Raw genomic sequence first — 23,344 nt, forward strand, 5'->3', positions numbered from 1 at the left:
ACCCGTTCTTAGTTCACCCATACGCGAGCATTACGGAACATGCGCATCAGCGGTGCATCTTCGTTCCAGTCATCCGAACGCCACGAGTTCTGCACGGCACGGAACACACGCTCCGGGTGCGGCATCATGATGGTCACGCGACCGTCGCGGCTGGTCAGGCCGGTGATCCCGCGCGGCGAGCCGTTCGGGTTGGCCGGGTAGCTTTCGGTGACCTTGCCGTGGTTGTCGACGAAACGCATCGCCACGCAACCCGACAGATCGGCCTCCAGCAGTGCCTCTTCGCTGGCGAACTCGGCATGGCCTTCACCGTGGGCGATGGCGATCGGCATACGCGAACCGGCCATACCTTGCAGGAAGATCGAGTTCGATTCCTGGATCTGCACCATGGCCACACGGGCTTCGAACTGCTCGGAACGGTTACGCACGAAGTGCGGCCAGAACTCGCTGCCCGGGATCAGCTCGTGCAGGTTGGACATCATCTGGCAACCGTTGCACACGCCGAGGGTGAAGCTGTCGTTGCGCTCGAAGAAGCCCTGGAACGCATCGCGGGCACGGCTGTTGAACAGCGCCGACTTGGCCCAACCTTCACCGGCACCCAATACGTCGCCGTAAGAGAAACCGCCGCAAGCGACCATGCCCTTGAACTCGTTCAGGTCGACACGGCCGGCCAGAATGTCGCTCATGTGCACGTCGATCGCGTTGAAACCGGCGCGGTCGAACGCAGCCGCCATTTCCACCTGACCGTTGACGCCCTGCTCACGCAGCACGGCAACCTGTGGGCGGATGCCTTTCTTGATGTAAGGCGCGGCGATGTCCTGGTTGATGTCGTAGCTCAGCTTGACACTCAGGCCCGGGTTGTCTTCTTCCAGCAGCACGTCGAACTCTTGTTCGGCGCATTCGGCGTTGTCACGCAGACGCTGGATCTGGTAGCTGGTCTCGGCCCACTGGCGTTGCAGCAGACGACGCTGGCCTTCGAACACGGTGTCACCGTTGAAGGTGATGCTGATCTCGCCATTGTTGATTGGCTGACCGATCACCGACACGCAATCGCCCAGGCCGGCAGCGCTGAACTGCGCGAGGATGTCCGGGGTGGCGTCCTGGCGAACCTGGATCACGGCACCCAGTTCTTCGTTGAACAGGATCGCGGCGATGTCGCTGGAAGAATCCGCCAGGCTGTCGAGGTTCAGGCTCAGGCCGCAATGACCGGCGAAGGCCATTTCCACGACGCTGGTCAACAGACCGCCGTCGGAACGGTCGTGGTAAGCCAGCAGGTGACCGTCGGCATTGAGGCCCTGGATCACCGCGAAGAAGGCTTTCAGGTCTTCGGCGTCATCGACGTCCGGAGCCTGCTTGCCGAGCTTGCCGTGAACCTGTGCCAGGATCGAGGCGCCCATGCGGTTCTGGCCGCGGCCCAGGTCGATCAGGATCAGGTCAGTGGTGCCCTTGTCCATGCGCAGTTGCGGGGTCAGGGTCTGACGAATGTCAGTCACTGGTGCGAAACCGGTCACGATCAGGGACATTGGCGAGGTGACGGACTTGTCCACGCCTTCTTCGTTCCAGCGGGTGGCCATGGACATCGAGTCCTTGCCCACCGGAATGGTGATGCCCAGCTCAGGGCACAGTTCCATGCCGACCGCTTTCACGGTGTCGTACAGGCGTGCATCCTCACCCGGGTGACCGGCAGCGGACATCCAGTTCGCCGACAGCTTGATGTCGGAGATCTTGCCGATGCGCGAAGCGGCGATGTTGGTCAGAGTTTCGCCGATGGCCATGCGGCCCGACGCCGGAGCGTCCAGCAGCGCCAGCGGAGTACGCTCGCCCATGGCCATGGCTTCACCGGTGTAGACGTCGAAGCTGGTGGCGGTGACAGCAACGTCGGCCACCGGCACCTGCCACGGGCCGACCATCTGGTCACGGGCCACGAGGCCGGTGATGGTGCGGTCGCCGATGGTGATCAGGAAGCTTTTGCTGGCCACGGCCGGGTGATGCAGAACGCGCTCGACGCAGTCGGCGATGTTCAGGGTCGATGGATCGAACTCATCGCCCAGTTCGGCCTCACGCACCACCGAACGGTGCATGCGCGGGGCCTTGCCCAGCAACACTTCGAGTGGCATGTCCACCGGGCTGTTGCCGAAATGGCTGTCGGTGACGGTCAGCTGTGGTTCGGCAGTGGCTTCGCCGACGACGGCAAACGGGCAACGCTCGCGTTCGCAGATCGCCTTGAAGCGCTCGAAATCCGCCGGCCCCACGGCCAGAACGTAGCGTTCCTGGGATTCGTTGGACCAGATTTCGTGCGGGGCCATGCCCGGCTCGTCGTTTGGAATGTTGCGCAGTTCGAAACGGCCACCGCGGTCGCCGTCGTTGACCAGTTCCGGGAAGGCGTTGGACAGACCGCCCGCACCCACGTCGTGGATGAAGCTGATCGGGTTCTTGTCGCCCAGTTGCCAGCAACGGTCGATGACTTCCTGGCAACGGCGTTCCATTTCCGGGTTCTCACGCTGTACCGAAGCGAAGTCCAGGTCTGCCGAGCTGGTGCCGGTGGCCATGGAGGAAGCGGCACCGCCACCCAGGCCGATCAGCATGGCCGGGCCGCCGAGCACGATCAGCTTGGAGCCGACGACGATCTCGCCTTTCTTGACGTGTTCTTCACGGATGTTGCCCATGCCGCCCGCCAGCATGATCGGCTTGTGGTAGCCGCGAACTTCATCGCCGTGCGGGGTGGTGATCGATTGTTCGAAGGTACGGAAGTAACCGGTCAGCGCCGGACGGCCGAATTCGTTGTTGAACGCGGCACCGCCCAACGGGCCTTCGATCATGATGTCCAGCGCAGTGACGATGCGCTCGGGTTTGCCGTATGGCACTTCCCACGGCTGTTCGAAGCCCGGGATCTGCAGGTTGGACACAGTGAAACCGGTCAGGCCGGCTTTCGGCTTGGCACCACGACCGGTAGCACCTTCGTCGCGGATTTCGCCACCGGAACCGGTGGACGCGCCCGGGAACGGGGCAATCGCGGTCGGGTGGTTGTGGGTTTCAACCTTCATCAGGATGTGCACCGGCTCCTGCACCGCGCCGTACTGGCGGGTTTCAGGGTCCGGGAAGAAGCGACCGGCCACGGAGCCGACGATTACCGAAGCGTTGTCCTTGTAAGCCGACAGGACACCTTCGTTGTGCATCTGATAGGTGTTCTTGATCATGCCGAACAGGCTTTTTTCGTGGCTTTCGCCGTCGATATCCCAACTGGCGTTGAAGATCTTGTGACGGCAGTGTTCGGAGTTCGCCTGGGCGAACATCATCAGTTCGATGTCATGCGGGTTGCGCTTCAAGCCGACGAAGGCGTTGACCAGATAGTCGATCTCGTCTTCAGCCAGGGCCAGGCCCAGCTCGGTGTTGGCTTTTTCCAGCGCGGCACGGCCGCCACCCAGCACGTCGATCGCGGTCAGGGGTTTCGGTTCGGCGTGGCTGAACAGGCCGGCGGCCTGTTCGAGGTTGCCCAGGACGATCTGGGTCATGCGGTCGTGCAGGCCGTCAGCGATCAACCGGGCTTCAGCGTCGCTGAACTGGCCGGCCACGTAGAACGCAATGCCGCGCTCCAGGCGCTGGACTTTCGCCAGGCCACAGTTGCGGGCGATGTCACTGGCCTTGCTCGACCATGGCGAGATGGTGCCGAAACGCGGCAATACCAGGAACAGACGACCGGTCGGTTCTTGTACCGGAACGCTTGGACCGTACTTCAGAAGGCGCGCAAGCACCTGCTGTTCGTCGCCGGTCAGGACGCCGGTAACTTCGGCGAAGTGAGCGAATTCAGCATACAGGCCACTGACAGCCGGAACCTTCTGGCTCAGTTGCTCAAGGAGTTTGCTGTGGCGAAAGGCAGAAAGGGCAGGAGCGCCGCGCAGGATCAACATCTTCGGGACAGCCTCGGGAAGGGGTGTGCTTTGAGGCCGTGCATTCTAGCCTAAACAGGCCGCGACATCACCCGAAACGCTACGCACGGTTGCACCCGGGCGTCGATTTGTGTTTCTGCCTCGAAAGTCAGGTTAACGCGACGTGTGACGACAGCTTATTTTTACTGTAACAAGATGCAGACCAGGCCCATTCCTGCGGGGTTTCGGCCGGTTTTGTGATCGCTAGCAGACAAGCCCTTCGCTGTCGAGATATGGCGCCCGTGGTCGTTTGCGTATACTGCGCAGATGTTTTCCCCAATGGCTTTACGTCCGCGGTACGCCAAATGGCTGATCGCAACCGGACTCTTCCTGATGCTCGGTGGCTGTGTTGATAAACCCAACACGCTTGAGCGCGTAAAGGAGGATGGTGTGCTGCGGGTGGTTACCCGAAACAGTCCCGCCACCTACTTTCAGGATCGCAACGGTGAAACCGGCTTCGAATACGAGCTGGTGAAGCGCTTCGCCGACGATCTGGGGGTCGAACTCAAGATCGAGACCGCCGACAACCTCGATGACCTGTTCAACCAGGTAGGCAAGCCAAACGGCCCGGTGCTGGCGGCTGCCGGCCTGGTCAGCAGCGAAGAGCGCAAGAAGCAGGTGCGCTTCTCGCATTCCTACCTGGACGTCACCCCGCAGATCATTTACCGCAACGGCCAGTCACGGCCGACCGACGCGAAGGATCTGGTGGGCAAGAAGATCATGGTGCTCAAGGGCAGCACCCACGCCGAACAATTGGCACAGCTGAAACAGAAATTTCCCGGCATCGAATACGAAGAGTCTGACGCGGTCGAGGTCGTCGATCTCCTGCGCATGGTCGACGAAGGTGAGATCGACCTGACGCTGGTTGACTCCAACGAAGTCGCGATGAACCAGGTGTATTTCACCAACATCCGGGTCGCCTTCGACCTCGGTGATGCCAGCAACCAGAGCTGGGCCGTCGCACCGGGCGACGACAACAGCCTGCTCAACGAAATCAACGACTACCTCGACAAGGTCAAGAAAAACGGCACCCTGCAACGCCTCAAGGACCGTTACTACGGGCATGTCGATGTCCTCGGATACATGGGCGCCACCACGTTTGCCCAACACTTGCAGCAGCGCCTGCCCAAGTACGAACAGCACTTCAAGTCGTACGCCAAGAAAGAGAAAGTCGACTGGCGCCTGCTGGCGGCCATCGGGTACCAGGAGTCGTTGTGGCAACCGGCCGTCACGTCCAAGACCGGCGTGCGTGGCCTGATGATGCTGACCCAGAACACCGCACAGGCCATGGGCGTGTCCAACCGCCTGGACCCCAGGCAGAGCATCATGGGCGGCGCCAAGTACCTGGCCTACATGAAAGACCAGCTCGACGAGTCAATCCAGGAACCGGACCGTACCTGGTTTGCCCTGGCGGCCTACAACATCGGCAGCGGCCACCTGGACGACGCACGCAAACTGGCGGCCAAGGAAGGGTTGAACCCGGACAAATGGCTGGATGTGAAGAAGATCCTGCCGCGCCTGTCGGAAAAGAAGTGGTACAGCAAAACCCGTTACGGCTATGCCCGTGGCGGCGAACCGGTGCATTTCGTGGCGAACATCCGGCGCTACTACGACATCCTGACCTGGGTCACGCAGCCGCAGCTTGAAGGCGACCAGGTCGCCGAGGGCAAACTGCTGGTTCCGGGGATCGACAAGACCAAGCCGGCTCAAGAGCCTTCACCGCTCTAAAACCCTACCCAATCAAACTGTGGGAGCGAGCCTGCTCGCGAATGCGGTGTAACAGTCAACATCAACGCTGAATGCTACATTCTCTTCGCGAGCAGGCTCGCTCCCACAGGGTTTTGTACTGGCCTTTAGGCTTTCGCAGCAGCAGCCAGAATCAGTGCCTTCATTTCCGACACGGCCGACTTGAAGCCAACGAACAGCGCATGGGCCACCAGCGCGTGTCCGATATTCAGCTCGTTGATGCCCTTGATCGCCGCCACGGCTTCGACGTTGTGATAGTGCAGGCCATGGCCGGCATTGACGATCAGGCCCTGGGCCAGGCCGAAGGCCACGCCATCGGCCACACGCTTGAGTTCTTCAGCAACTTCGGTCGGCGTTTCGGCATCAGCGTAGCGACCGGTATGCAGTTCGATGGCTGGCGCGCCGACACGGCGGGAGGCTTCGATCTGCCGCTCATCGGCATCGATGAACAGCGACACTTCGGAGCCGATCTTCGACAGACGCTCGACCGCCGCCTTGATCCGGGCTTCCTGCCCCGCCACGTCCAGGCCGCCCTCGGTGGTCAGCTCCTGACGGGTTTCCGGCACCAGGCAAATGTGCGCCGGGCGGATGCGTTCGGCGAACTGCATCATTTCTTCGGTGACGCCCATTTCGAAGTTCATGCGGGTTTGCAGCACGTCCTTGAGCAACAGAACGTCGCGCTCCTGAATGTGCCGACGGTCTTCGCGCAGGTGCACTGTGATGCCGTCAGCGCCCGCCTCTTCCGCGTCCAGTGCTGCCTTGACCGGGTCCGGGTAACGAGTGCCCCGGGCCTGACGCAGGGTGGCAACGTGGTCGATGTTCACGCCAAGAAGAATACGGGTGCTGGTGGTCACGGAAGCGCTCCAGAAGAAGAGAAAGTTCGGTGCACAGCATACACGGGGAAATAGGGTCTGTTGACGCTACGGTTTTCGAAACAACTCTCGGGAAACCAGCGGGCGACCGCCCAAATGAACAGCCAACGCCTGACGCATCAAACGCTTGGCAGCAGAAAGCGCGCCGGGTGCGGACCAGTCGACTTCGGCCATTGCCAACAGTTCGAAACCGTTGAACAGCCCCGGTTGCAGCAGGTAGACCCGCTCCAGCCCCGCATCCACTTGCAAGCGGTAGAGGCCATCCGGGGCAATGGGTTGATCGTGAATATCGGTGGTCAGGGAAAAGCCGTAGCCAAGATCATCGAGCAGGCGCCATTCAAAGGAGCGCAGCAACGGTTCCAGCGCACGACCTTCGGCCAATGCCAGCAAGGTCGCAGTATAGTGATCGAACACGGCGGGGTGCGGGTCTTCGGCGGGCAGCAGGCGAATCAGCAACTCATTGAGGTAAAGACCACTGAACAGTGCCTCTCCGTTAAGCCAGGTGGAAACGCCGGCACTTTCCATGCGCCCGACATTCTTCAACTCTCCCCTGCCCCGAAACTCCACTTCCAGCGGCACGAACGGCCGCGCCAACGTCCCGGCCTTGCCCCGCGCACTGCGCAACACCGCCCGCAGCCGGCCTTGCGGCGTGAGGAAGTCCACCAGGGCGCTGTTTTCGCGGTAGGCGCGGCTGTGGAGGACGTAGGCAGGTTGGCCGATGGGCTGGGACATGGGAGTCTCGTTGAACTGTAGGAGCAGCCGGTCGACGCTCCTACAGGGGGGCCTGCGGTGTGTTACAGGTCGCCATAACCCAACGAACGCAACGCACGCTCGTCATCGGACCAGCCACCCTTAACCTTGACCCATAGGTTGAGCATGATCTTGGAGTCGAACAGCAGCTCCATGTCCTTGCGCGCTTCGGTGCCGATGCGCTTGATGCGCTCGCCCTTGTCGCCAATGATGATTTTCTTCTGGCCATCGCGTTCGACGAGGATCAAAGCATGGATGTGCAGGGTCTTGCCCTGCTGCTTGAACTCTTCGATTTCAACGGTGATCTGGTACGGCAGCTCGGCGCCCATCTGACGCATGATTTTCTCGCGCACCAGCTCGGCGGCGAGGAAACGGCTGCTGCGGTCGGTGATCTGGTCTTCCGGGAAGAAGTGATCGTTTTCCGGCAGCTGCTCGGCAATCACCCGCTCCAGCGCGTCGAGGTTGTGCCCGTGCTGCGCGGAAATCGGCATGATCTGCGCGTTTGGCAGCTGTTCCTGCAACCAGGACAGGTGCGGCATCAGCTCGGCCTTGTCTTCGATGCGGTCGGTCTTGTTCAGCGCGACGATCAGCGGGCCGGTCACGTACTGGACGCGTTCGAGAACCATCTGGTCTTCGTCGGTCCACTTGGTGCGGTCGACCACGAAAATCACCACGTCGACGTCTTTCAACGCCGCCGAAGCGGTCTTGTTCATGTAGCGGTTCAGGGCCTTTTCGCCACCCTTGTGCATACCGGGGGTGTCGACGTAGATCGCCTGTACATCGCCCTCGGTCTTGATACCGAGCATGTTGTGGCGGGTGGTTTGCGGTTTGCGCGAGGTAATTGCCAGCTTCTGACCCAGAATGTGGTTCAGCAGCGTGGACTTGCCCACGTTCGGACGGCCGACGATGGCAACATAGCCACAGCGAGTTGCGTTTGTATCAGTCATTGCCATTCTCCACACCCAGGGCAATCAGTGCTGCGGCGGCCGCTACCTGTTCGGCAATACGACGGCTCACACCCTGACCTCGGCTTTTTTCATTCAGTAAGATGATTTCGCATTCGACGAAGAACGTTCGGCAATGCGGTTCCCCCTGGATATCCACCACTTCGTAACGCGGCAGCTCACAACCACGGGACTGCAGGAACTCTTGCAGGCGGGTCTTTGGATCCTTGTTGGTATCGACCAGCGTCAAGCCTTCGAACTCTCCGGCCAGCCAGGCGAGCACACGCTCGCGGGCCACTTCCATGCCAGCATCGAGGTAGATCGCACCGATCAGCGCTTCCAGGGCATCGGCCAGAATCGACTCGCGACGAAAGCCGCCGCTTTTCAGCTCGCCGGAACCCAGGCGCAGGTATTCGCCCAGATCGAAACCACGGGCCAGTACGGCCAGGGTCTCACCTTTCACAAGACGCGCGCGCAAACGCGACAACTGGCCTTCGCGAGCCAGCGGGAAGCGCTCGAACAACGCCTCGCCGGCGACGAAATTGAGGATAGCGTCACCGAGAAACTCCAGGCGTTCGTTGTTACGCCCGGCAAAACTGCGGTGAGTCAGGGCCAGGACCATCAGTTCCTGATCCTTGAAGGTGTAGCCGAGCTGACGCTCTAGACGGCTTAAGGAGACGCTCACGGTTTACCCACGCTGAGTTCGTGGCTGGATTGCACTGCCATCGCCGTGAGGCGGCGCAGGCTTGGGACAATTAACGCTGTGTTCAAAAATAACGTCCTGAATATCATTGGCTTCATGCTTGCGGCGTCGAATCTGTCGACTCCAGAAATGCATTCGGCGCTGTGTTCAACAGCGCCGTGTTTGATTACTTGATCAGGCCAACCCGCGAGAAATTCGGCAGGTGACTGAGTTTGGGTTCCGGCCAGCTCATCCAGACCGCAAAAGCCTTGCCGACGATATTCTTGTCGGGAACCATGCCCAGCAGATCCTTGGGAATGCTCGGATCATCCCAGTAGCGACTGTCGTTCGAGTTGTCGCGGTTGTCGCCCATCATGAAGTAGTGCCCGGCCGGCACGATCCACGAATGGTCCGGCATTGCGCGGTAGCGACTCATTTCCTTGCGGATCATGTGCTCGGCCGCACCGAGTTTTTCCTTGTAGAGCTCAGCGCTGCCCAGCGTGCCCGGCTCGGAGCCGACCAGCTGTTCGGCAATCGATTGACCGTTGACGAACAGACGCTTGTCGGCGGTGTAACGGACCGTGTCGCCCGGCAAGCCAACCACACGTTTGATGTAGTTGACGTTCGGATCGCTCGGGTAGCGGAACACCATGACATCACCGCGCTGCGGATCACCGACTTCGATGACTTTTTTGTCGATCACCGGCAAGCGAATCCCGTAGGAAAACTTGCTCACCAGAATGAAGTCGCCGACATCCAGGGTTGGTTTCATCGAGCCGGAAGGAATCTGGAACGGTTCCACCAGGAACGAACGCAGCACCAGCACGATGAACAACACCGGGAAGAACGACTTGCCGTATTCAACCAGCAGCGGCTCTTTGTTCAGCTTCTCGACCACGACCATGTCAGGCTGGCTGACGCTGCCCTGATAGGAAGCGATGGCCGCACGCCGACGCGGGGCCAGGATCAACAGATCGAGCAACGCCAACAGGCCGCAGACAAATACGGCGATGACCAGCAACAGCGGGAAATTTAGTGACATAGGACCTAACTATCCAACCTGAGCACTGCAAGGAAGGCTTCCTGTGGAATTTCCACGTTGCCGACTTGCTTCATGCGTTTCTTACCGGCCTTTTGCTTTTCCAGCAGCTTTTTCTTACGGCTGACGTCACCGCCGTAGCATTTGGCCAATACGTTCTTTCTGAGCGCCTTGACGGTTGTCCGCGCCACAATCTGCCCGCCAATGGCGGCCTGAATTGCCACGTCGAACATCTGCCGCGGAATCAGATCCTTCATCTTCTCGGTCAACTGGCGACCTTTGTAGTGCGAATTGTCACGGTGCACGATCAGCGCCAGGGCGTCGACCTTGTCACCGTTGATCAGCACGTCCAGTTTCACCAGGCTGGCCGATTGGTAACGATCGAAATGATAGTCCAGAGAAGCATAGCCGCGACTGGTGGATTTCAGGCGGTCGAAGAAGTCCAGAACCACTTCGTTCATCGGCAGGTCGTAGGTCACTTGTACCTGAGAGCCGAGGAACAGCATGTCGACCTGTACGCCACGCTTTTCGATGCACAGGGTAATGACGTTACCCAGGTGCTCCTGCGGCACAAGAATATTGGCGCGCACGATCGGCTCGCGCATGTCTTCGATGGCAGACAGGTCCGGCAGCTTGGACGGGTTATCAACGTAGATCGTCTCGCCGGTCTTGAGCAGCAGTTCGAAGATTACCGTCGGCGCCGTGGTGATCAGGTCCAGGTTGTATTCGCGCTCGAGGCGCTCCTGGATGATTTCCATGTGCAGCATGCCGAGGAAGCCGCAACGGAAGCCGAAGCCCAGTGCGTCGGAGCTTTCCGGAGTGTATTGCAGCGACGAATCGTTGAGGGTGAGCTTTTGCAGCGCCTCGCGGAAGTCTTCGAAGTCATCGGAGCTGACCGGGAACAGACCGGCGTAAACCTGCGGCTGGATGCGTTTGAACCCCGGCAGCACGTCGACGTCCGGCGTCGAGCTCAAGGTCAGGGTGTCGCCCACTGGCGCACCGTGAATGTCCTTGATGCTGGCGATGATGAAGCCCACTTCACCGGCCTTCAGGTCGGCGGTAGGGGTGTGTTTCGGGTTGAATACACCGACGCTGTCCACCAGGTGGACCTTGCCGGTGGACTTGACCAGAATCTTGTCGCCCTTCTTCACGCGGCCGTGGCGAACGCGAACCAGGGAGACAACGCCCAGGTAGTTGTCGAACCAGGAGTCGATGATCAACGCTTGCAGCGGATCTTCGATGTTGCCGGTCGGCGCCGGAATGGTGGTCACCAGACGCTCGAGCACTTCATCGACGCCCAGGCCGGTCTTGGCAGAGCAAGTGACCGCGTCGGTGGCATCGATGCCGATGACTTTTTCGATTTCTTCCTTGACGCGCTCCGGATCGGCCTGTGGCAGGTCGATCTTGTTCAGCACCGGCATCACTTCCAGGCCCTGTTCGATTGCCGTGTAGCAGTTGGCAACCGACTGCGCTTCAACACCTTGACCGGCGTCGACCACCAGCAGCGCGCCTTCACAGGCGGCCAGCGAACGGCTCACCTCATAGGTGAAGTCAACGTGGCCGGGGGTATCAATGAAGTTCAGCTGGTAATTGATGCCATCGCGAGCCTTGTAATACAGGGTGACGCTGTGCGCCTTGATGGTGATCCCGCGTTCACGCTCAAGGTCCATGGAGTCCAGGACCTGGGCTTCCATTTCGCGCTCGGCCAGGCCGCCGCACATCTGGATGAAGCGATCGGCCAGCGTCGACTTGCCATGGTCAATGTGGGCGATGATGGAGAAATTGCGGATATGACTCAAATCACTCACGGATCAACACTCAAAAAGGCTGCAGGCATAGCCCGCCGAAAAATAGCCGGGAATTGTACCTGATCCACGGCGCAAGCGTCACGTTCGCAGGTCAGACGGCACTTACAAAAACGCCCCGGTCTTGCGACAAGGGCGTTTTTTATCGTCAAAGCGCTCGGAAAATGACCGCCGTCAGCCTGCTCGACGCAACAGCCAGAGCCCCGCCACGGCGCAAACACCCGCCGGAAGCAGTACCGAAAGCAAAGGCGGGAAGCCAAATACCTGGCTCGAAGGCCCCAGCAGATCCTGAACGATGCGGAAGGTGAAGCCCACCAGCACGCCGGTGAACACGCGTTGGCCCAGGGTCACCGAACGCAGCGGGCCGAAGATGAAGGAAATCGCCATCAACACCAGGGCGGCGGTCACCAGTGGCTGCAACACCTTGACCCAAAATGCCAGCCAGTAGCGGCTGTTGTTCAGCCCCTGCTCCGCCAGGTAGTGGATATAACTCCACAGACCGCTGATCGACAATGACTCCGGCACCATGACCACCGTGTTCAGCAATTGCGGACTCAAGGCCACGGCCCAACGCTCGACCGGGACCGACACCACCTCAGTGCTGCGCTCGTGGAACAGCGTGGTCGTGACGTCCGTCAACTGCCAGTGATCCGTGTCGAACTCGGCGCGCTTGGCGAAGCTCGCCGACAGCATGTGCCGCTCATTATCGAAACGATAACGGGTCACGCCGTACAGGATGCCGTTGGGCTGCACCGAGTTGACGTGAATGAACTCATCGCCCTGGCGGTGCCACAGGCCGTGCTTGGCGCTTTGTGCATCGCCACTGCCCTGGGCCAGCGAGCGATTGGCTTGCGCGGCGGTCTCGGCAGGCGGAGCAATGTACTCCCCGACCAGCACACCGGCGAGCATCAATACCAGCATCGGTTTCATGACCGCCCAGACGATCCGGCCGATCGATACACCGGCGGCGCGCATGATGGTCAGCTCACTGTTGCTGGCCAGGCTGCCAAGACCAATCAGACAACCGATCAGCGCAGCCATCGGCAGCATTTCGTACATCCGGCGCGGAGCGGTCAACAAGACATAACTCAGCACATCGACCAGGGTGTAGGTATCGCTGACTTCACTCATCTCGTCGATGAAGGCAAACAGTGTCGCCAGACCGAGAATGATCCCGAGCACCGCCAGAATCGCCATGAACACGCTGCTACCAATGTAGCGATCCAGCTTAACCACGGGCCACCTCCAGCGCGCTGCGGCGACTCGCCCTCTTCAATCGCAGGGGTTCCCAATAGAGCAAGCCCAGGCCAATGAACAGAAAAATCCCGTGTACCCACCACAACCCGAGCGCCGCGGGGATCTTGCCCTTGTCGAGGGCGCCGCGGGCGGCGATCAGAATGGTCAGGTAACCCATATAAAGAAGAATCGCCGGCAGTAATTTGAGGAATCGGCCCTGACGCGGGTTGACCCGCGAAAGCGGCACCGCCATCAAGGTCACGATGAACACCAGCAATGGCAGCGATATACGCCATTGCAATTCGGCACGCATGCGAATGTCTTCACTGCCGATCAACGTACTGGTCGGCATCGCATCACGGTCGGTGACTTCGTCACTGACGTCGGGTTTTGGCAGCAACACACCGTACTCGTCGTACTTGATCGCCCGGTAGTCGGCCTGACCCGGACTGCCGTCATAGCGATAGCCGTTATCCAGAATCAGGTAGCGGTTGCCGTCCGGACGAATCTCCTGACGCCCCTTTTCCGCTACCAGGACAGAAATTCCGCGGTCCTTGTTGTTGGAACTGATGTTCTTTTGCGAGATAAACACACCGCCCAGATTGACGCGGTCATCCGTCATGCGTTCGGTGTAGGTGACCCGGGTACCGTCACGCAGGGCCTGGAAGCGCCCTGGCTCCAGGGTATCGAATTCGGTCAGTGCATCCTGCTTGTTCAGCAGCAACTGAAACTGGTTGGCCCCTTGTGGCGCAAGGCTCAGGCTCAACCACGCCACGATGAGTGCGACCAGGGTGGCCGGAAACATGGTCAAGCAGACCAGCCGTTGCTGGCTCATGCCGGTGGCCGAGAGTACGGTCATTTCGCTTTCGAGGTACAGGCGCCCGTAGGACAGCAGGATCCCGAGAAACAGCCCCAGCGGCAGGATCAGCTGGAGAAAGCCCGGCAGACGAAAGCCCATGATCAGGAACAGCGAACCCGGATCCAGCAGGCCCGAGGCCGCCTGGGCGAGGTATTTGATGAAGCGACCGCTCATGATGATGACCAGCAGCACGGCACTGACGGCGCTCAAGGTCAACAGGACTTCGCGGGATAGATAACGGAAGACGATCAAACCAGACACTCCAGGGTTGTCAGGCTAAGGCGGCCAAACAAGCAAACGTATCGGACAGCCCGCAAGACAGGGCCGCCGAAAAAAGATGGCGCATTATCCTGTGATTGGGTGCGCCTGTCACTGCGCAATGCATGGCAACGCCTGTAGGAGCGAGCTGGCTCGCGATGGTCGTCAACGATAACGCGGGAAGCCTGAAACCCCGCGGCGGTCTCGAGTTCTTCGCAAGCATTCGAGCGTCGACCGGCTGCTCCTACAATCGTACGCCTGAGGGTTGTCAGGCGCCGCTGGCGAGGTTCAAACTGCGGCCTTCGTCGCCGATCGGTATTGGCGCCTTCTATTTTACAAGCAAGCGACGCAGACCACTGTCGGACGCTTGCGTGCTAACCATCAATTCAGGGACCCGGACATGGAACTGGTTGTAAAAAGCGTCAACCCGGAAACGTTGAAGACCGCCACGCTGGTGGTTTCCGTTGGCGAAGGTCGCAAGCTCGGTGCGGTTGCCAAGCAACTCGACGAATTGAGCGGCGGCGCGATCAGCGCAGTGCTCAAACGCGGCGATCTGGCTGGCAAGGTTGGCCAGAGCCTGTTGCTGCACAGCCTGCCGAACCTCAAGGCCGAGCGCGTGCTGCTGGTGGGCGTGGGCAAGGACGACGAACTGGGTGACCGCCCGTTCCGCAAAGTCATCGCCGGCATCCTCAACACGGTGAAAGGCCTGGGTGGCAGCGACGCGGTGCTGGCCCTGGATGAAGTGGTCGTCAAAGGCCGCGACAGCTATGGCAAGACACGCCTGCTGGCCGAGACCCTGGTGGACGGCGAGTACACCTTCGATCAGTTCAAGAGCCAGAAAGCCGAACCCCGCGCCCTGAAGAAAATCACCCTGCTGACCATCAAGGCAGCTCAGGCCGAAGTGCAGCGCGCCGTGACCCACGCCACCGCCATTGCCAACGGCATGGCCTTCACCCGCAACCTGGGCAACCTGCCGCCAAACATCTGCCACCCGACCTTCCTCGGTGAACAGGCGAAAGACCTGGGCAAAGAGTTCAAGGAACTGAAAGTCGAAGTCCTCGACGAGAAGAAAATCAAGGCACTGGGCATGGGCTCGTTCTACGCCGTGGGCCAGGGCAGCGCCCAGCCACCGCGCCTGATCGTCATGCAATACAACGGCGGCAAGAAATCCGAGAAGCCGTATGCGCTGGTCGGCAAAGGCATCACCTTCGACACCGGCGGCATCAGCCTCAAGCCGGGCGCCGGCATGGATGAAATGAAGTACGACATGGGCGGCGCCGCCAGCGTGTTCGGCACCCTGCGTGCGGTGCTGGAACTCAAACTGCCGATCAACCTGGTGTGCATCCTGGCCTGCGCCGAGAACATGCCAAGCGGCAACGCTTCGCGCCCAGGCGACATCGTCACCACCATGAGCGGCCAGACCGTGGAAATCCTCAACACCGACGCCGAAGGCCGTCTGGTGCTGTGCGACGCACTGACCTACTCCGAGCGCTTCAAGCCGCAAGCGGTCATCGACATCGCGACCCTGACCGGCGCCTGCGTGGTCGCCCTGGGTTCCCACACATCGGGCCTGCTGGGCAACAACGACGAACTGATCGGCCAACTGCTGAGCGCCGGCAAGGCCGCCGACGACCGCGCCTGGCAACTGCCGCTGTTCGATGAGTACCAGGAACAGCTGGACAGCCCGTTCGCCGACATCGCCAACATTGGCGGCCCGAAAGCCGGCACCATCACCGCGGCCTGCTTCCTGTCGCGCTTCACCAAGAACCTGAACTGGGCGCACCTGGACATCGCCGGCACCGCATGGACCAGCGGCGGCAAGGACAAGGGCGCCACTGGTCGTCCGGTTCCCCTGTTGACCCAATACCTGCTGGACCGCGCCAAGGCCTGAAACCGATGAGCCAGGGGGCGTTCTCAGGACGGCGTCACTTTCGGGTGATGCCGCTCCAGACTCAGGAACCGCAATGACCAAAGTCGACTTCTATATCCTGCCCAGCGCCGATCCTTCGGCACGCCTGGATTTCGCCTGCAAGCTCACCGAAAAAGCCTGGCGCATGGGCCACCGTGTCTACCTGCATTGCAGCGACGCGGCCCAGCGTGACGATCTCGACGCACGCCTCTGGACGTTCAAGGGTGAAAGCTTCGTACCCCACAGCCCCGTCGAAAGCGAACCGGATGGCTTGATTGTCCTGGGTCTGGGGGACGATTGCGGTCAGCACCAGGATTTGCTGGTCAACCTCGACCTGAAAGTCCCGGCCTTCGCCCGGCGTTTCGCCCGCGTGGCGGAAGTGGTGGTGGAAGACCCGACGATTCGCCAGGCCGCGCGGGAGAGTTTCCGCTTCTACCGCGAACAGGGCTATCCTCTGCAAGATCACCGTTTACAGCGACTCTGAGCCTTCCAATGGACACTCCAAAACCGCTGCAACAGTCCGCGCACCTGCTGGATGACCTCGAGTCAATCCGCCAATTGCTCGGCGATGACAACCTGCAACCGCCCCTGCTGACCGACACGGTCGAGGATGGCGACCAGGAACAGATTCCCATGCTGTTCGACGCCGTGAGCGAGCCTTCGCCGCCCGTGGCACCGCCCCCCCCTGCCCCCATCGTTGAACCTGCCTGCGCGGCGACGCCTGCCGCCAGCAAGAAACCGGATGACTTGCTGCACCTGGACAGCGAACTGCGTGCCGCTGCGCAGTTGATCATGCAAGACGTGATAGACGATTTCGCCCCGCACATCGAGACCGAAATCAAACGCCGCCTCAGTGCACGGCTGGAGCGGTTGCTGAGCCAGTACAACGATTGAGAAATCGGTTGTACTGCATCTTTTTGTAGGAGCGAGCTTGCTCGCGATGGACGTGAAGGCGACGCGTTGTATCAGGAAACACGCGTTATCGTTAGCGTCCATCGACGGACCGCCGCCCGGAGCAAGCTCGCTCCTACAGAGAGCAAAATGCAGTTCAAGTGCTCAAATATCGCCCGATCAATGCGATCCCGCTGGCCAGCACCAGCCACGTCACCAGTCGCACGAACGCCTCGCGGGACAAGCGCATGGTCAGCCGTCGACCGACCCACAACCCCAGCGCCATGGCCGGCAACAGACAAACCGCCAGCACCAGCAACGGTAGATCGGTATACACACCGGCGATAACAAACAGACTCAAACGCACCACTGTGCTGCAGCTGATCAATGCACTCTGGGTGGCCCGGGCTGCCTCCTTGGGCAAACGGCTGTTCAAGTAGATCGCATAGAGAAAGCCGCCACTGCCAAACAAGGCGCCAAACATTCCACCCACCGTCCCCATCGGCAGCGCCCACACCGCGGACAACTGCGTTGGCCGGGTTTTGACCCACAGGCTGTAGATCGCATAGGCGCTGATAAACACCCCCATCAACAGCAGCAACAGGTCAGACTTGAGGTTCAGCAGGAAAATCACCCCCAGCGTGCACCCCACCGCCATGCACGGCAGTAACCGCAACAGCTCCGGCCTCGCCACATCGCGCCGCGAAGGCAACAGATTGCCGAATGCCGCGACAAAATCGAGCACCACCAGCAACGGCACGATCTTCGACAGCGGCATGAACAGAATCAAAATCGGCCCCGCCACCAGCGCGGTGCCGAAACCGGCGATGCCGAACACGATGTAGGCCAGGGCGATGCCAAAGCCAATCACCAGCCAATCCACTACGCCGAAAGGCCATTGGCTCAACAACGTCAATGCGCTCATTGCAGCGCTCCTCTATTTAAGTTCGCTGACTTTAGCCATCGCTGAGCGTTGCGACTAATATCATCAAAGTCACTAACCCATCTCAAAAAGGCATGCCTTGTGCTTTCAATCCGGCAACTGCGTTACTTCGTTGAAATCACTGAATGCGGCAGTTTCGGCGCCGCAGCCGAGCGCCTGTTCATCGCCCAGTCGGCCCTGAGCCGGCAAATCAAGGACATGGAAGTCCACCTGCAAACCCCACTTTTCGAACGTACTGCGCGGCGGCCCCAACTCACACCAGCGGGCGAGGCTTTTTTACCCCGTGCCAAAAACCTGTTGAGCGAACTGATCAAGGCCAGCGACATGGCCACCAGGATCGGCAATGGTCAACACGGCACCTTACGTTTGAGCCATTCCAGCACTGTGCCCATGAGCGGCCGACTGCTGCGCAGCGTCGACCGTTATCTCGAACATCATCCAGGCGTGTCCATGGACATCGCTCAGTTGTCTTCCGAGGCGCAGCTGCAAGAGTTGGCAGACGGCCGACTGGACATCGGCCTATTGCGTCTGCCAGTGCTCCGTCAGCGTGAAGAGGTGCAGATCGACCCGCTCTACGATGAACCGTTGCTGGTGGCAGTCCCGCCCGATCACTGGCTGGCCGGGGACAAATCCGGGCGGCAGATAAACCTGGGGCAGCTACGCGACGAAGCGTTTATTTCCATCCCTCATCCCCAGCGAGGCGGTCTTAGCTACCTGTCTGCCGAGTTGTGCATGCGCCAGGGCTTCTTTCCCAAAGCAGCTCGGGTAATGTCGCGTAAAACCACGCAACTGCAACTGATCCAAGCGGGATTTGGTATCGCCCTCTTGCCGGAATCGATGCAGGACATTGCGCCACCCGACGTTCATTTCCTGCCTTTGGCAGACCCTGGCAGTCATAGCAGCGTCGCTCTGGCGTACCGCAAACACCCGACGGCACTGGTTCAACAGTTCCTCGAGCATTTGGTGATATAGGGGTCGTGCATTCACTTGAAGAATGCCTTTAAACTGCGCTCCATGATTAAAGATCCCTTTGCAAGACTCGGCCTGGACCGCGAAGTCCTGACCGTCAGCCAGCTCAACGGCCGCGCACGGGTGTTGCTAGAAGACGTGTTCAGCAACATCTGGGTCGAAGGCGAAATCTCCAACCTCGCCCGCCCGGCTTCCGGCCATGTGTACTTCACCCTGAAGGACAGCAGCGCCCAGGTCCGTTGCGCGCTGTTCCGGCAGAACGCGGCACGGGTTCGCCAGGCACTGAAGGACGGGCTCGCGGTCAAGGTGCGCGGCAAAGTCTCGCTGTTCGAAGGGCGCGGTGATTATCAATTGATCCTCGACACCGTGGAGCCGGCCGGTGATGGTGCCTTGCGCCTGGCCTTCGATGCACTCAAGGAAAAGCTCAGTGCCGAAGGCCTGTTCAGTGCCGAGCGCAAGGTCCCGTTGCCAGCCCACCCACAACGCATCGGCATCATCAGTTCGCCCACCGGGGCGGTGATCCGCGACATCATCAGCGTGTTCCGCCGTCGCGCACCGCAGGTGCAGTTGACACTGATCCCCACTGCCGTACAGGGCCGCGAAGCCACCGCGCAGATTGTCCGTGCCCTGAAACTGGCAGATGCCCGCGGCTTCGACGCACTGATCCTCGCCCGCGGCGGCGGCTCGCTGGAAGACCTCTGGTGCTTCAACGAAGAAGCCGTGGCCCGCGCCGTAGATGCCTGCGTGACGCCGATCGTCAGTGCCGTCGGCCATGAGACCGACGTGTCGATCAGCGACTTCGTGGCCGATGTTCGCGCGCCCACCCCTTCCGCTGCCGCCGAATTGCTGGCCCCAGACTCCAACGATCTGGTGCGGCGGGTCGAAAGCCTGCACCGACGCTTGGTGATGCGCATGCGTGACCGCTTGATGCGCGACCGCCTACGCCTGGAAGGCATTTCCCGTCGCCTGCGTCATCCCGGCGAGCGCCTGCGCCAGCAAGCGCAACGCCTGGATGACCTGGACATGCGCATGCGTCGCGCATTCGAGCGCAGCCTCAACACTCGTCGCGAACGCTTGATCCGCCTGGAAACCCGTTTGGCCGCACAACATCCGGGCCGGCAACTGGCACTGCTTCGCCAGCGTCTCGACAGCCTGGCCGAACGCCTGCCGCGCGCCATCCGCGAGGGACTGAAGAACCGTCGCCTGCAATTGCACAGCCAGATGCAGACATTGCATGTGGTCAGCCCGCTGGCAACCCTCGCCCGTGGTTACAGCATCTTGCTGGATGAGCGTGGCAACGCCATCCGCAGTGCCGAGCAAACCCATACCGGCCAGCGCCTGAAGGCCAGGCTGGGCGAAGGCGAACTGCAAGTGCGGGTCGAAGACAATCACCTGACACCTGTCACCCTTTCTTTACTGGACTGATCCATGCCGCGTTTCCTGGCTCCATTGCTGTTGCTGTGCCTGACCGTCAACGCCCACGCCGACAGCTACATCACCCGCCTGCTGAACAAACCGGTGCCGGGCGGCGTTGCGGTAGTGGACCTGGGCACGTCTGCCCAGATGCCAAAAGCCACCTATCAAGGCAAACCCGTCCTGGTCGTCAAGGAACAGAACAACTGGCTGGCCATCGTCGGCGTGCCGCTGACGGTCAAGCCGGGGGCTCAATCGGTCAGCAGCGGCAGTCGTAATCTGGGTTTCACGGTTGGCAACAAGAAATACCCGGAACAGCGCATCACGCTGAAGAACACCCAACAGGTCAATCCAGACCCGGAAAACCTCAAGCGTATCGAGCGAGAACTGGCCGAGCAGATTGCCGCTTACCGCACGTTCAGCCCCAACACCCCGAGCAACCTGCTGCTGGACAAACCGGTGAACGGGCCGCTGTCGAGCAAATTCGGCGTGCGACGCTTTTTCAACGGTGAAGAGCGCAATCCCCACTCTGGCCTGGACTTCGCCGTGCCGGCCGGCACACCGATCAAGACCCCGGCTGCTGGCAAGGTGATCCTGATCGGCAACTATTTCTTTAACGGCAACACGGTGTTCGTCGACCACGGCCAGGGCTTCATCAGCATGTTCTGCCACATGTCGAAAATCGACGTGAAAGTGGGGCAGCAACTGGCACGGGGGGCTGTGGTCGGAAAAGTCGGAGCAACCGGCCGCGCGACCGGACCGCATATGCACTGGAACATCAGCCTGAACGATGCGCGGGTGGATCCGGCCATCTTTATCGGCGCATTCCAGCCTTGAATCCTTGGCGAGGCTGATGGCCTCTTCGCGGGTAAGCCCGCTCCCAAAAGTACAGCGCAATCCATGTCGGAGCGGCGGTGCGACGATTCGACTTGCCCGCGAAGGCGGCATTCCAGCCACCAGAAAAACCCAAGGCTGCCCCCAATCTCGCGCCTCGACATCTTGCTTTACACAATTGCGCACCGCTCAAACCTCGCGCAAACAACAAAACAATCACTGCCAATCACAGCAATAAAATCTCGATAAACACTCGTTCACGAGTATTCCTCTCAATTTTTTTTGACTGCTTGCCATCCTCCCCCCTCAAGGTTAGGGTTGAAGGCATGAAAACCTCTCACACCCTTATCCAGCTCCGTCAGCATCGCAGCCTGTGCCTTGTCAGCGCACGACTGCCGGGCTGAATTGCGACACCCCGTCTTTCGCTTGATCCAGAACATTCGATCCACCGGCAGGCCGCCTTTTTTCGGCCCATACAATAAGGATTTCCCCATGAGCATGCTCAAAGACCCGTCTTCGAAATATCGCCCGTTCCCGACCATCAACCTCCCGGATCGCACCTGGCCGTCGAAAACCATCACCGCCGCGCCGATCTGGTGCAGCTCCGACCTGCGTGACGGTAACCAGTCGCTGATCGAACCGATGGACTCTGCCAAGAAGCTGCGCTTCTGGAAAACCCTGGTACAGGTCGGCGTGAAAGAAATCGAAGCCTCCTTCCCGTCCGCTTCGCAAACCGATTTCGACTTCGTCCGCACCCTGATCGAAGACGGCCATATTCCGGACGACACCACCATCCAGGTGCTGACCCAGGCACGTGAAGATTTGATCGCGCGTACTTTCGAATCCCTGCGCGGCGCGAAAAAAGCCATCGTTCACCTGTACAACGCCACTTCTCCTTCTTTCCGTCGCATTGTCTTCAACCAGGACAAGGACGGGGTCAAGGAAATCGCCGTGAACGCGGCCAAGCTGTTCGTCAAATACGCCGCCCAGCAGCCGGAAACCGAGTGGACCTTCCAGTACTCCCCGGAGACCTTCAGCGCTACCGAGCTTGAGTTCGCCAAGGAAGTCTGCGACGCGGTGATCGAAGTCTGGAACCCGACGCCCGAGCGCAAGATCATCCTCAACCTGCCGGCCACCGTCGAATGCGCGACCCCGAATATCTATGCCGACCAGATCGAATGGTTCGGTCGTCACATCAATCGTCGTGACAGCGTGATCATCAGCCTGCACACCCACAACGACCGTGGCACTGGTGTTGCCGCCACCGAACTGGGCCTGATGGCTGGCGCCGACCGTGTCGAAGGCTGCCTGTTCGGTAACGGCGAGCGCACCGGTAACGTCGACCTGGTGACTGTGGCCCTGAACATGTACACCCAGGGCCTTGACCCTGAACTGGACTTCTCCGACATCGACGGCGTGCGCAAAGTCGTCGAAGAGTGCAACCAGATCCAGGTGCACCCACGTCACCCGTACGTCGGCGACCTCGTGCACACCGCGTTCTCCGGCTCGCACCAGGATGCGATCCGCAAGGGCTTTGCCCAGCAGAAACCCGATGCACTGTGGGAAGTACCGTACCTGCCAATCGACCCGGCCGACATCGGCCGCAGCTACGAAGCGGTCATCCGCGTCAACAGCCAGTCGGGCAAGGGTGGTATCGCCTACCTCCTGGAACAGGAATATGGCATCAGCTTGCCGCGTCGCATGCAGATCGAGTTCAGCCAGGTCGTGCAGCGTGAAACCGACCGCCTGGGCCTGGAAATGACTGCCCAGCAAATCCACGCCTTGCTGCACAGCGAGTACTTGCAGGCCAACACCCCGTACGCACTGGTCAGCCATCGCCTGCAGGAAGAAAACGGCCACAGCGCCGTTGAAGTGGAAGTGGCCAGCAAAGGCCAGGGCGAGACCAACCTGCACTGGCGCGGCAAGGGCAACGGCGCCCTGGAAGCGCTGGTGGCCGGCCTGCCGGTACCGGTGGAAATCATGGACTACAACGAGCACGCCATCGGCGCGGGCACCAATGCCAAGGCCGCAGCCTATATTGAACTGCGTGTGAACGGCGAACGTGCGGTGCATGGCGTCGGCATCGACGAAAACATCACCACCGCCAGCTTCAAGGCCCTGTTCAGCGCACTGAACCGTTCGCTGAGCCAGCCGGAAGCGAAAGCGGCGTAAACCACCGCAGAAATACAAAAGGCCCCGAGGTGTGAACCTTGGGGCCTTTTTGTTTGCCTGCGATTTTTGAGCCCCTTCGCGGGCTTGCCCGCGATGATG

General features: G+C 60.5%; 18 protein-coding genes. 8 read left to right on the top strand and 10 right to left on the bottom strand.

Annotated elements, in window-relative coordinates; genetic code table 11:
* Nucleotides 1–8 precede the first annotated feature (8 nt).
* The gene (purL, locus tag CAF65_RS07935) at nucleotides 9–3,905 is read right to left on the bottom strand and encodes a phosphoribosylformylglycinamidine synthase (RefSeq protein ID WP_085715799.1); all 3,897 of its coding nucleotides are present in this window, start codon (nucleotides 3,903–3,905) and stop codon (nucleotides 9–11) included.
* A gap of 285 nt (nucleotides 3,906–4,190) precedes the next feature.
* On the opposite strand from purL, the gene mltF reads away from it, so the two are divergent.
* Nucleotides 4,191–5,651 (top strand): membrane-bound lytic murein transglycosylase MltF, encoded by a 1,461-nt coding sequence (gene mltF / locus CAF65_RS07940; RefSeq protein ID WP_085715800.1) that lies wholly within the window; start codon nucleotides 4,191–4,193, stop codon nucleotides 5,649–5,651.
* Nucleotides 5,652–5,776: 125 nt separating this feature from the next.
* On the opposite strand, the gene pdxJ is transcribed toward mltF, so the two are convergent.
* From pdxJ to lptF, 8 genes are all read right to left on the bottom strand, one after another.
* Nucleotides 5,777–6,523 carry a pyridoxine 5'-phosphate synthase gene (gene pdxJ, locus CAF65_RS07945; protein WP_008053219.1) on the bottom strand — a complete coding sequence of 249 codons (747 nt, stop codon included), beginning with the start codon at nucleotides 6,521–6,523 and terminating at the stop codon, nucleotides 5,777–5,779.
* A 66-nt stretch (nucleotides 6,524–6,589) separates the two neighbouring features.
* Entirely contained in the window at nucleotides 6,590–7,273 is a 684-nt protein-coding gene (gene recO, locus CAF65_RS07950) for a DNA repair protein RecO (RefSeq protein ID WP_085715801.1), read from the bottom strand.
* A 62-nt stretch (nucleotides 7,274–7,335) separates the two neighbouring features.
* Nucleotides 7,336–8,238 (bottom strand): GTPase Era, encoded by a 903-nt coding sequence (era, locus tag CAF65_RS07955; RefSeq protein ID WP_085715802.1) that lies wholly within the window; start codon nucleotides 8,236–8,238, stop codon nucleotides 7,336–7,338.
* Nucleotides 8,231–8,920: a ribonuclease III gene (gene rnc / locus CAF65_RS07960; RefSeq protein WP_007973960.1), complete on the bottom strand. Its 690-nt coding sequence runs from the start codon at nucleotides 8,918–8,920 to the stop codon at nucleotides 8,231–8,233. Before rnc ends, era begins: the two co-directional genes overlap by 8 nt.
* Before the next feature lie 184 nt (nucleotides 8,921–9,104).
* Nucleotides 9,105–9,959 carry a signal peptidase I gene (gene lepB, locus CAF65_RS07965; RefSeq protein WP_085715803.1) on the bottom strand — a complete coding sequence of 285 codons (855 nt, stop codon included), beginning with the start codon at nucleotides 9,957–9,959 and terminating at the stop codon, nucleotides 9,105–9,107.
* Between the two features lie 5 nt (nucleotides 9,960–9,964).
* Complete coding sequence (gene lepA / locus CAF65_RS07970) at nucleotides 9,965–11,764, bottom strand: translation elongation factor 4 (protein WP_085715804.1); 1,800 nt, start codon at nucleotides 11,762–11,764, stop codon at nucleotides 9,965–9,967.
* Nucleotides 11,765–11,935: 171 nt separating this feature from the next.
* Nucleotides 11,936–12,997: an LPS export ABC transporter permease LptG gene (gene lptG, locus CAF65_RS07975; protein ID WP_085715805.1), complete on the bottom strand. Its 1,062-nt coding sequence runs from the start codon at nucleotides 12,995–12,997 to the stop codon at nucleotides 11,936–11,938.
* Entirely contained in the window at nucleotides 12,990–14,108 is a 1,119-nt protein-coding gene (gene lptF, locus CAF65_RS07980) for an LPS export ABC transporter permease LptF (protein WP_085715806.1), read from the bottom strand. Before lptF ends, lptG begins: the two co-directional genes overlap by 8 nt.
* A 406-nt stretch (nucleotides 14,109–14,514) precedes the next feature.
* On the opposite strand from lptF, the gene CAF65_RS07985 reads away from it, so the two are divergent.
* The 3 genes from CAF65_RS07985 (at nucleotide 14,515) to CAF65_RS07995 (ending at nucleotide 16,917) form a co-directional block, all read left to right on the top strand.
* Nucleotides 14,515–16,005: a leucyl aminopeptidase gene (locus CAF65_RS07985; RefSeq protein WP_085715807.1), complete on the top strand. Its 1,491-nt coding sequence runs from the start codon at nucleotides 14,515–14,517 to the stop codon at nucleotides 16,003–16,005.
* 73 nt (nucleotides 16,006–16,078) lie between these two features.
* On the top strand, nucleotides 16,079–16,507 hold the full coding sequence (locus tag CAF65_RS07990) for a DNA polymerase III subunit chi (RefSeq protein ID WP_085715808.1): 429 nt from the start codon (nucleotides 16,079–16,081) through the stop codon (nucleotides 16,505–16,507).
* A gap of 8 nt (nucleotides 16,508–16,515) precedes the next feature.
* Entirely contained in the window at nucleotides 16,516–16,917 is a 402-nt protein-coding gene (locus tag CAF65_RS07995; protein WP_085715809.1) for a DNA polymerase III subunit chi, read from the top strand.
* 154 nt (nucleotides 16,918–17,071) lie between these two features.
* Here CAF65_RS07995 and CAF65_RS08000 read toward each other — a convergent pair whose 3' ends face one another.
* The gene (locus tag CAF65_RS08000) at nucleotides 17,072–17,839 is read right to left on the bottom strand and encodes a sulfite exporter TauE/SafE family protein (RefSeq protein WP_085715810.1); all 768 of its coding nucleotides are present in this window, start codon (nucleotides 17,837–17,839) and stop codon (nucleotides 17,072–17,074) included.
* A 99-nt stretch (nucleotides 17,840–17,938) separates the two neighbouring features.
* On the opposite strand from CAF65_RS08000, the gene CAF65_RS08005 reads away from it, so the two are divergent.
* From CAF65_RS08005 to leuA, 4 genes are all read left to right on the top strand, one after another.
* Nucleotides 17,939–18,829 (top strand): LysR family transcriptional regulator, encoded by an 891-nt coding sequence (locus tag CAF65_RS08005; protein WP_085715811.1) that lies wholly within the window; start codon nucleotides 17,939–17,941, stop codon nucleotides 18,827–18,829.
* Nucleotides 18,830–18,871: 42 nt separating this feature from the next.
* On the top strand, nucleotides 18,872–20,251 hold the full coding sequence (gene xseA / locus CAF65_RS08010; protein WP_085715812.1) for an exodeoxyribonuclease VII large subunit: 1,380 nt from the start codon (nucleotides 18,872–18,874) through the stop codon (nucleotides 20,249–20,251).
* Between the two features lie 3 nt (nucleotides 20,252–20,254).
* On the top strand, nucleotides 20,255–21,076 hold the full coding sequence (locus CAF65_RS08015; RefSeq protein ID WP_085715813.1) for a M23 family metallopeptidase: 822 nt from the start codon (nucleotides 20,255–20,257) through the stop codon (nucleotides 21,074–21,076).
* 489 nt (nucleotides 21,077–21,565) lie between these two features.
* Nucleotides 21,566–23,245 carry a 2-isopropylmalate synthase gene (gene leuA / locus CAF65_RS08020; protein ID WP_085715814.1) on the top strand — a complete coding sequence of 560 codons (1,680 nt, stop codon included), beginning with the start codon at nucleotides 21,566–21,568 and terminating at the stop codon, nucleotides 23,243–23,245.
* Nucleotides 23,246–23,344 lie beyond the last annotated feature (99 nt).

Origin of the sequence: Pseudomonas sp. B28(2017), from assembly GCF_002113025.1 — a bacterium.
Taxonomy (GTDB): Bacteria; Pseudomonadota; Gammaproteobacteria; order Pseudomonadales; family Pseudomonadaceae; genus Aquipseudomonas.

Coding starts and splice junctions, on each gene's coding strand:
- CAF65_RS08000 (WP_085715810.1), bottom strand. CDS start 17,839: ATGAGCGCATTGACGTTGTTGAGCCAATGGCCTTTCGGCGTAGTGGAT.
- purL (WP_085715799.1), bottom strand. CDS start 3,905: ATGTTGATCCTGCGCGGCGCTCCTGCCCTTTCTGCCTTTCGCCACAGC.
- CAF65_RS07990 (WP_085715808.1), top strand. CDS start 16,079: ATGACCAAAGTCGACTTCTATATCCTGCCCAGCGCCGATCCTTCGGCA.
- era (WP_085715802.1), bottom strand. CDS start 8,238: ATGACTGATACAAACGCAACTCGCTGTGGCTATGTTGCCATCGTCGGC.
- lepB (WP_085715803.1), bottom strand. CDS start 9,959: ATGTCACTAAATTTCCCGCTGTTGCTGGTCATCGCCGTATTTGTCTGC.
- CAF65_RS08015 (WP_085715813.1), top strand. CDS start 20,255: ATGCCGCGTTTCCTGGCTCCATTGCTGTTGCTGTGCCTGACCGTCAAC.
- CAF65_RS07985 (WP_085715807.1), top strand. CDS start 14,515: ATGGAACTGGTTGTAAAAAGCGTCAACCCGGAAACGTTGAAGACCGCC.
- CAF65_RS07995 (WP_085715809.1), top strand. CDS start 16,516: ATGGACACTCCAAAACCGCTGCAACAGTCCGCGCACCTGCTGGATGAC.
- recO (WP_085715801.1), bottom strand. CDS start 7,273: ATGTCCCAGCCCATCGGCCAACCTGCCTACGTCCTCCACAGCCGCGCC.
- leuA (WP_085715814.1), top strand. CDS start 21,566: ATGAGCATGCTCAAAGACCCGTCTTCGAAATATCGCCCGTTCCCGACC.
- xseA (WP_085715812.1), top strand. CDS start 18,872: ATGATTAAAGATCCCTTTGCAAGACTCGGCCTGGACCGCGAAGTCCTG.
- mltF (WP_085715800.1), top strand. CDS start 4,191: ATGTTTTCCCCAATGGCTTTACGTCCGCGGTACGCCAAATGGCTGATC.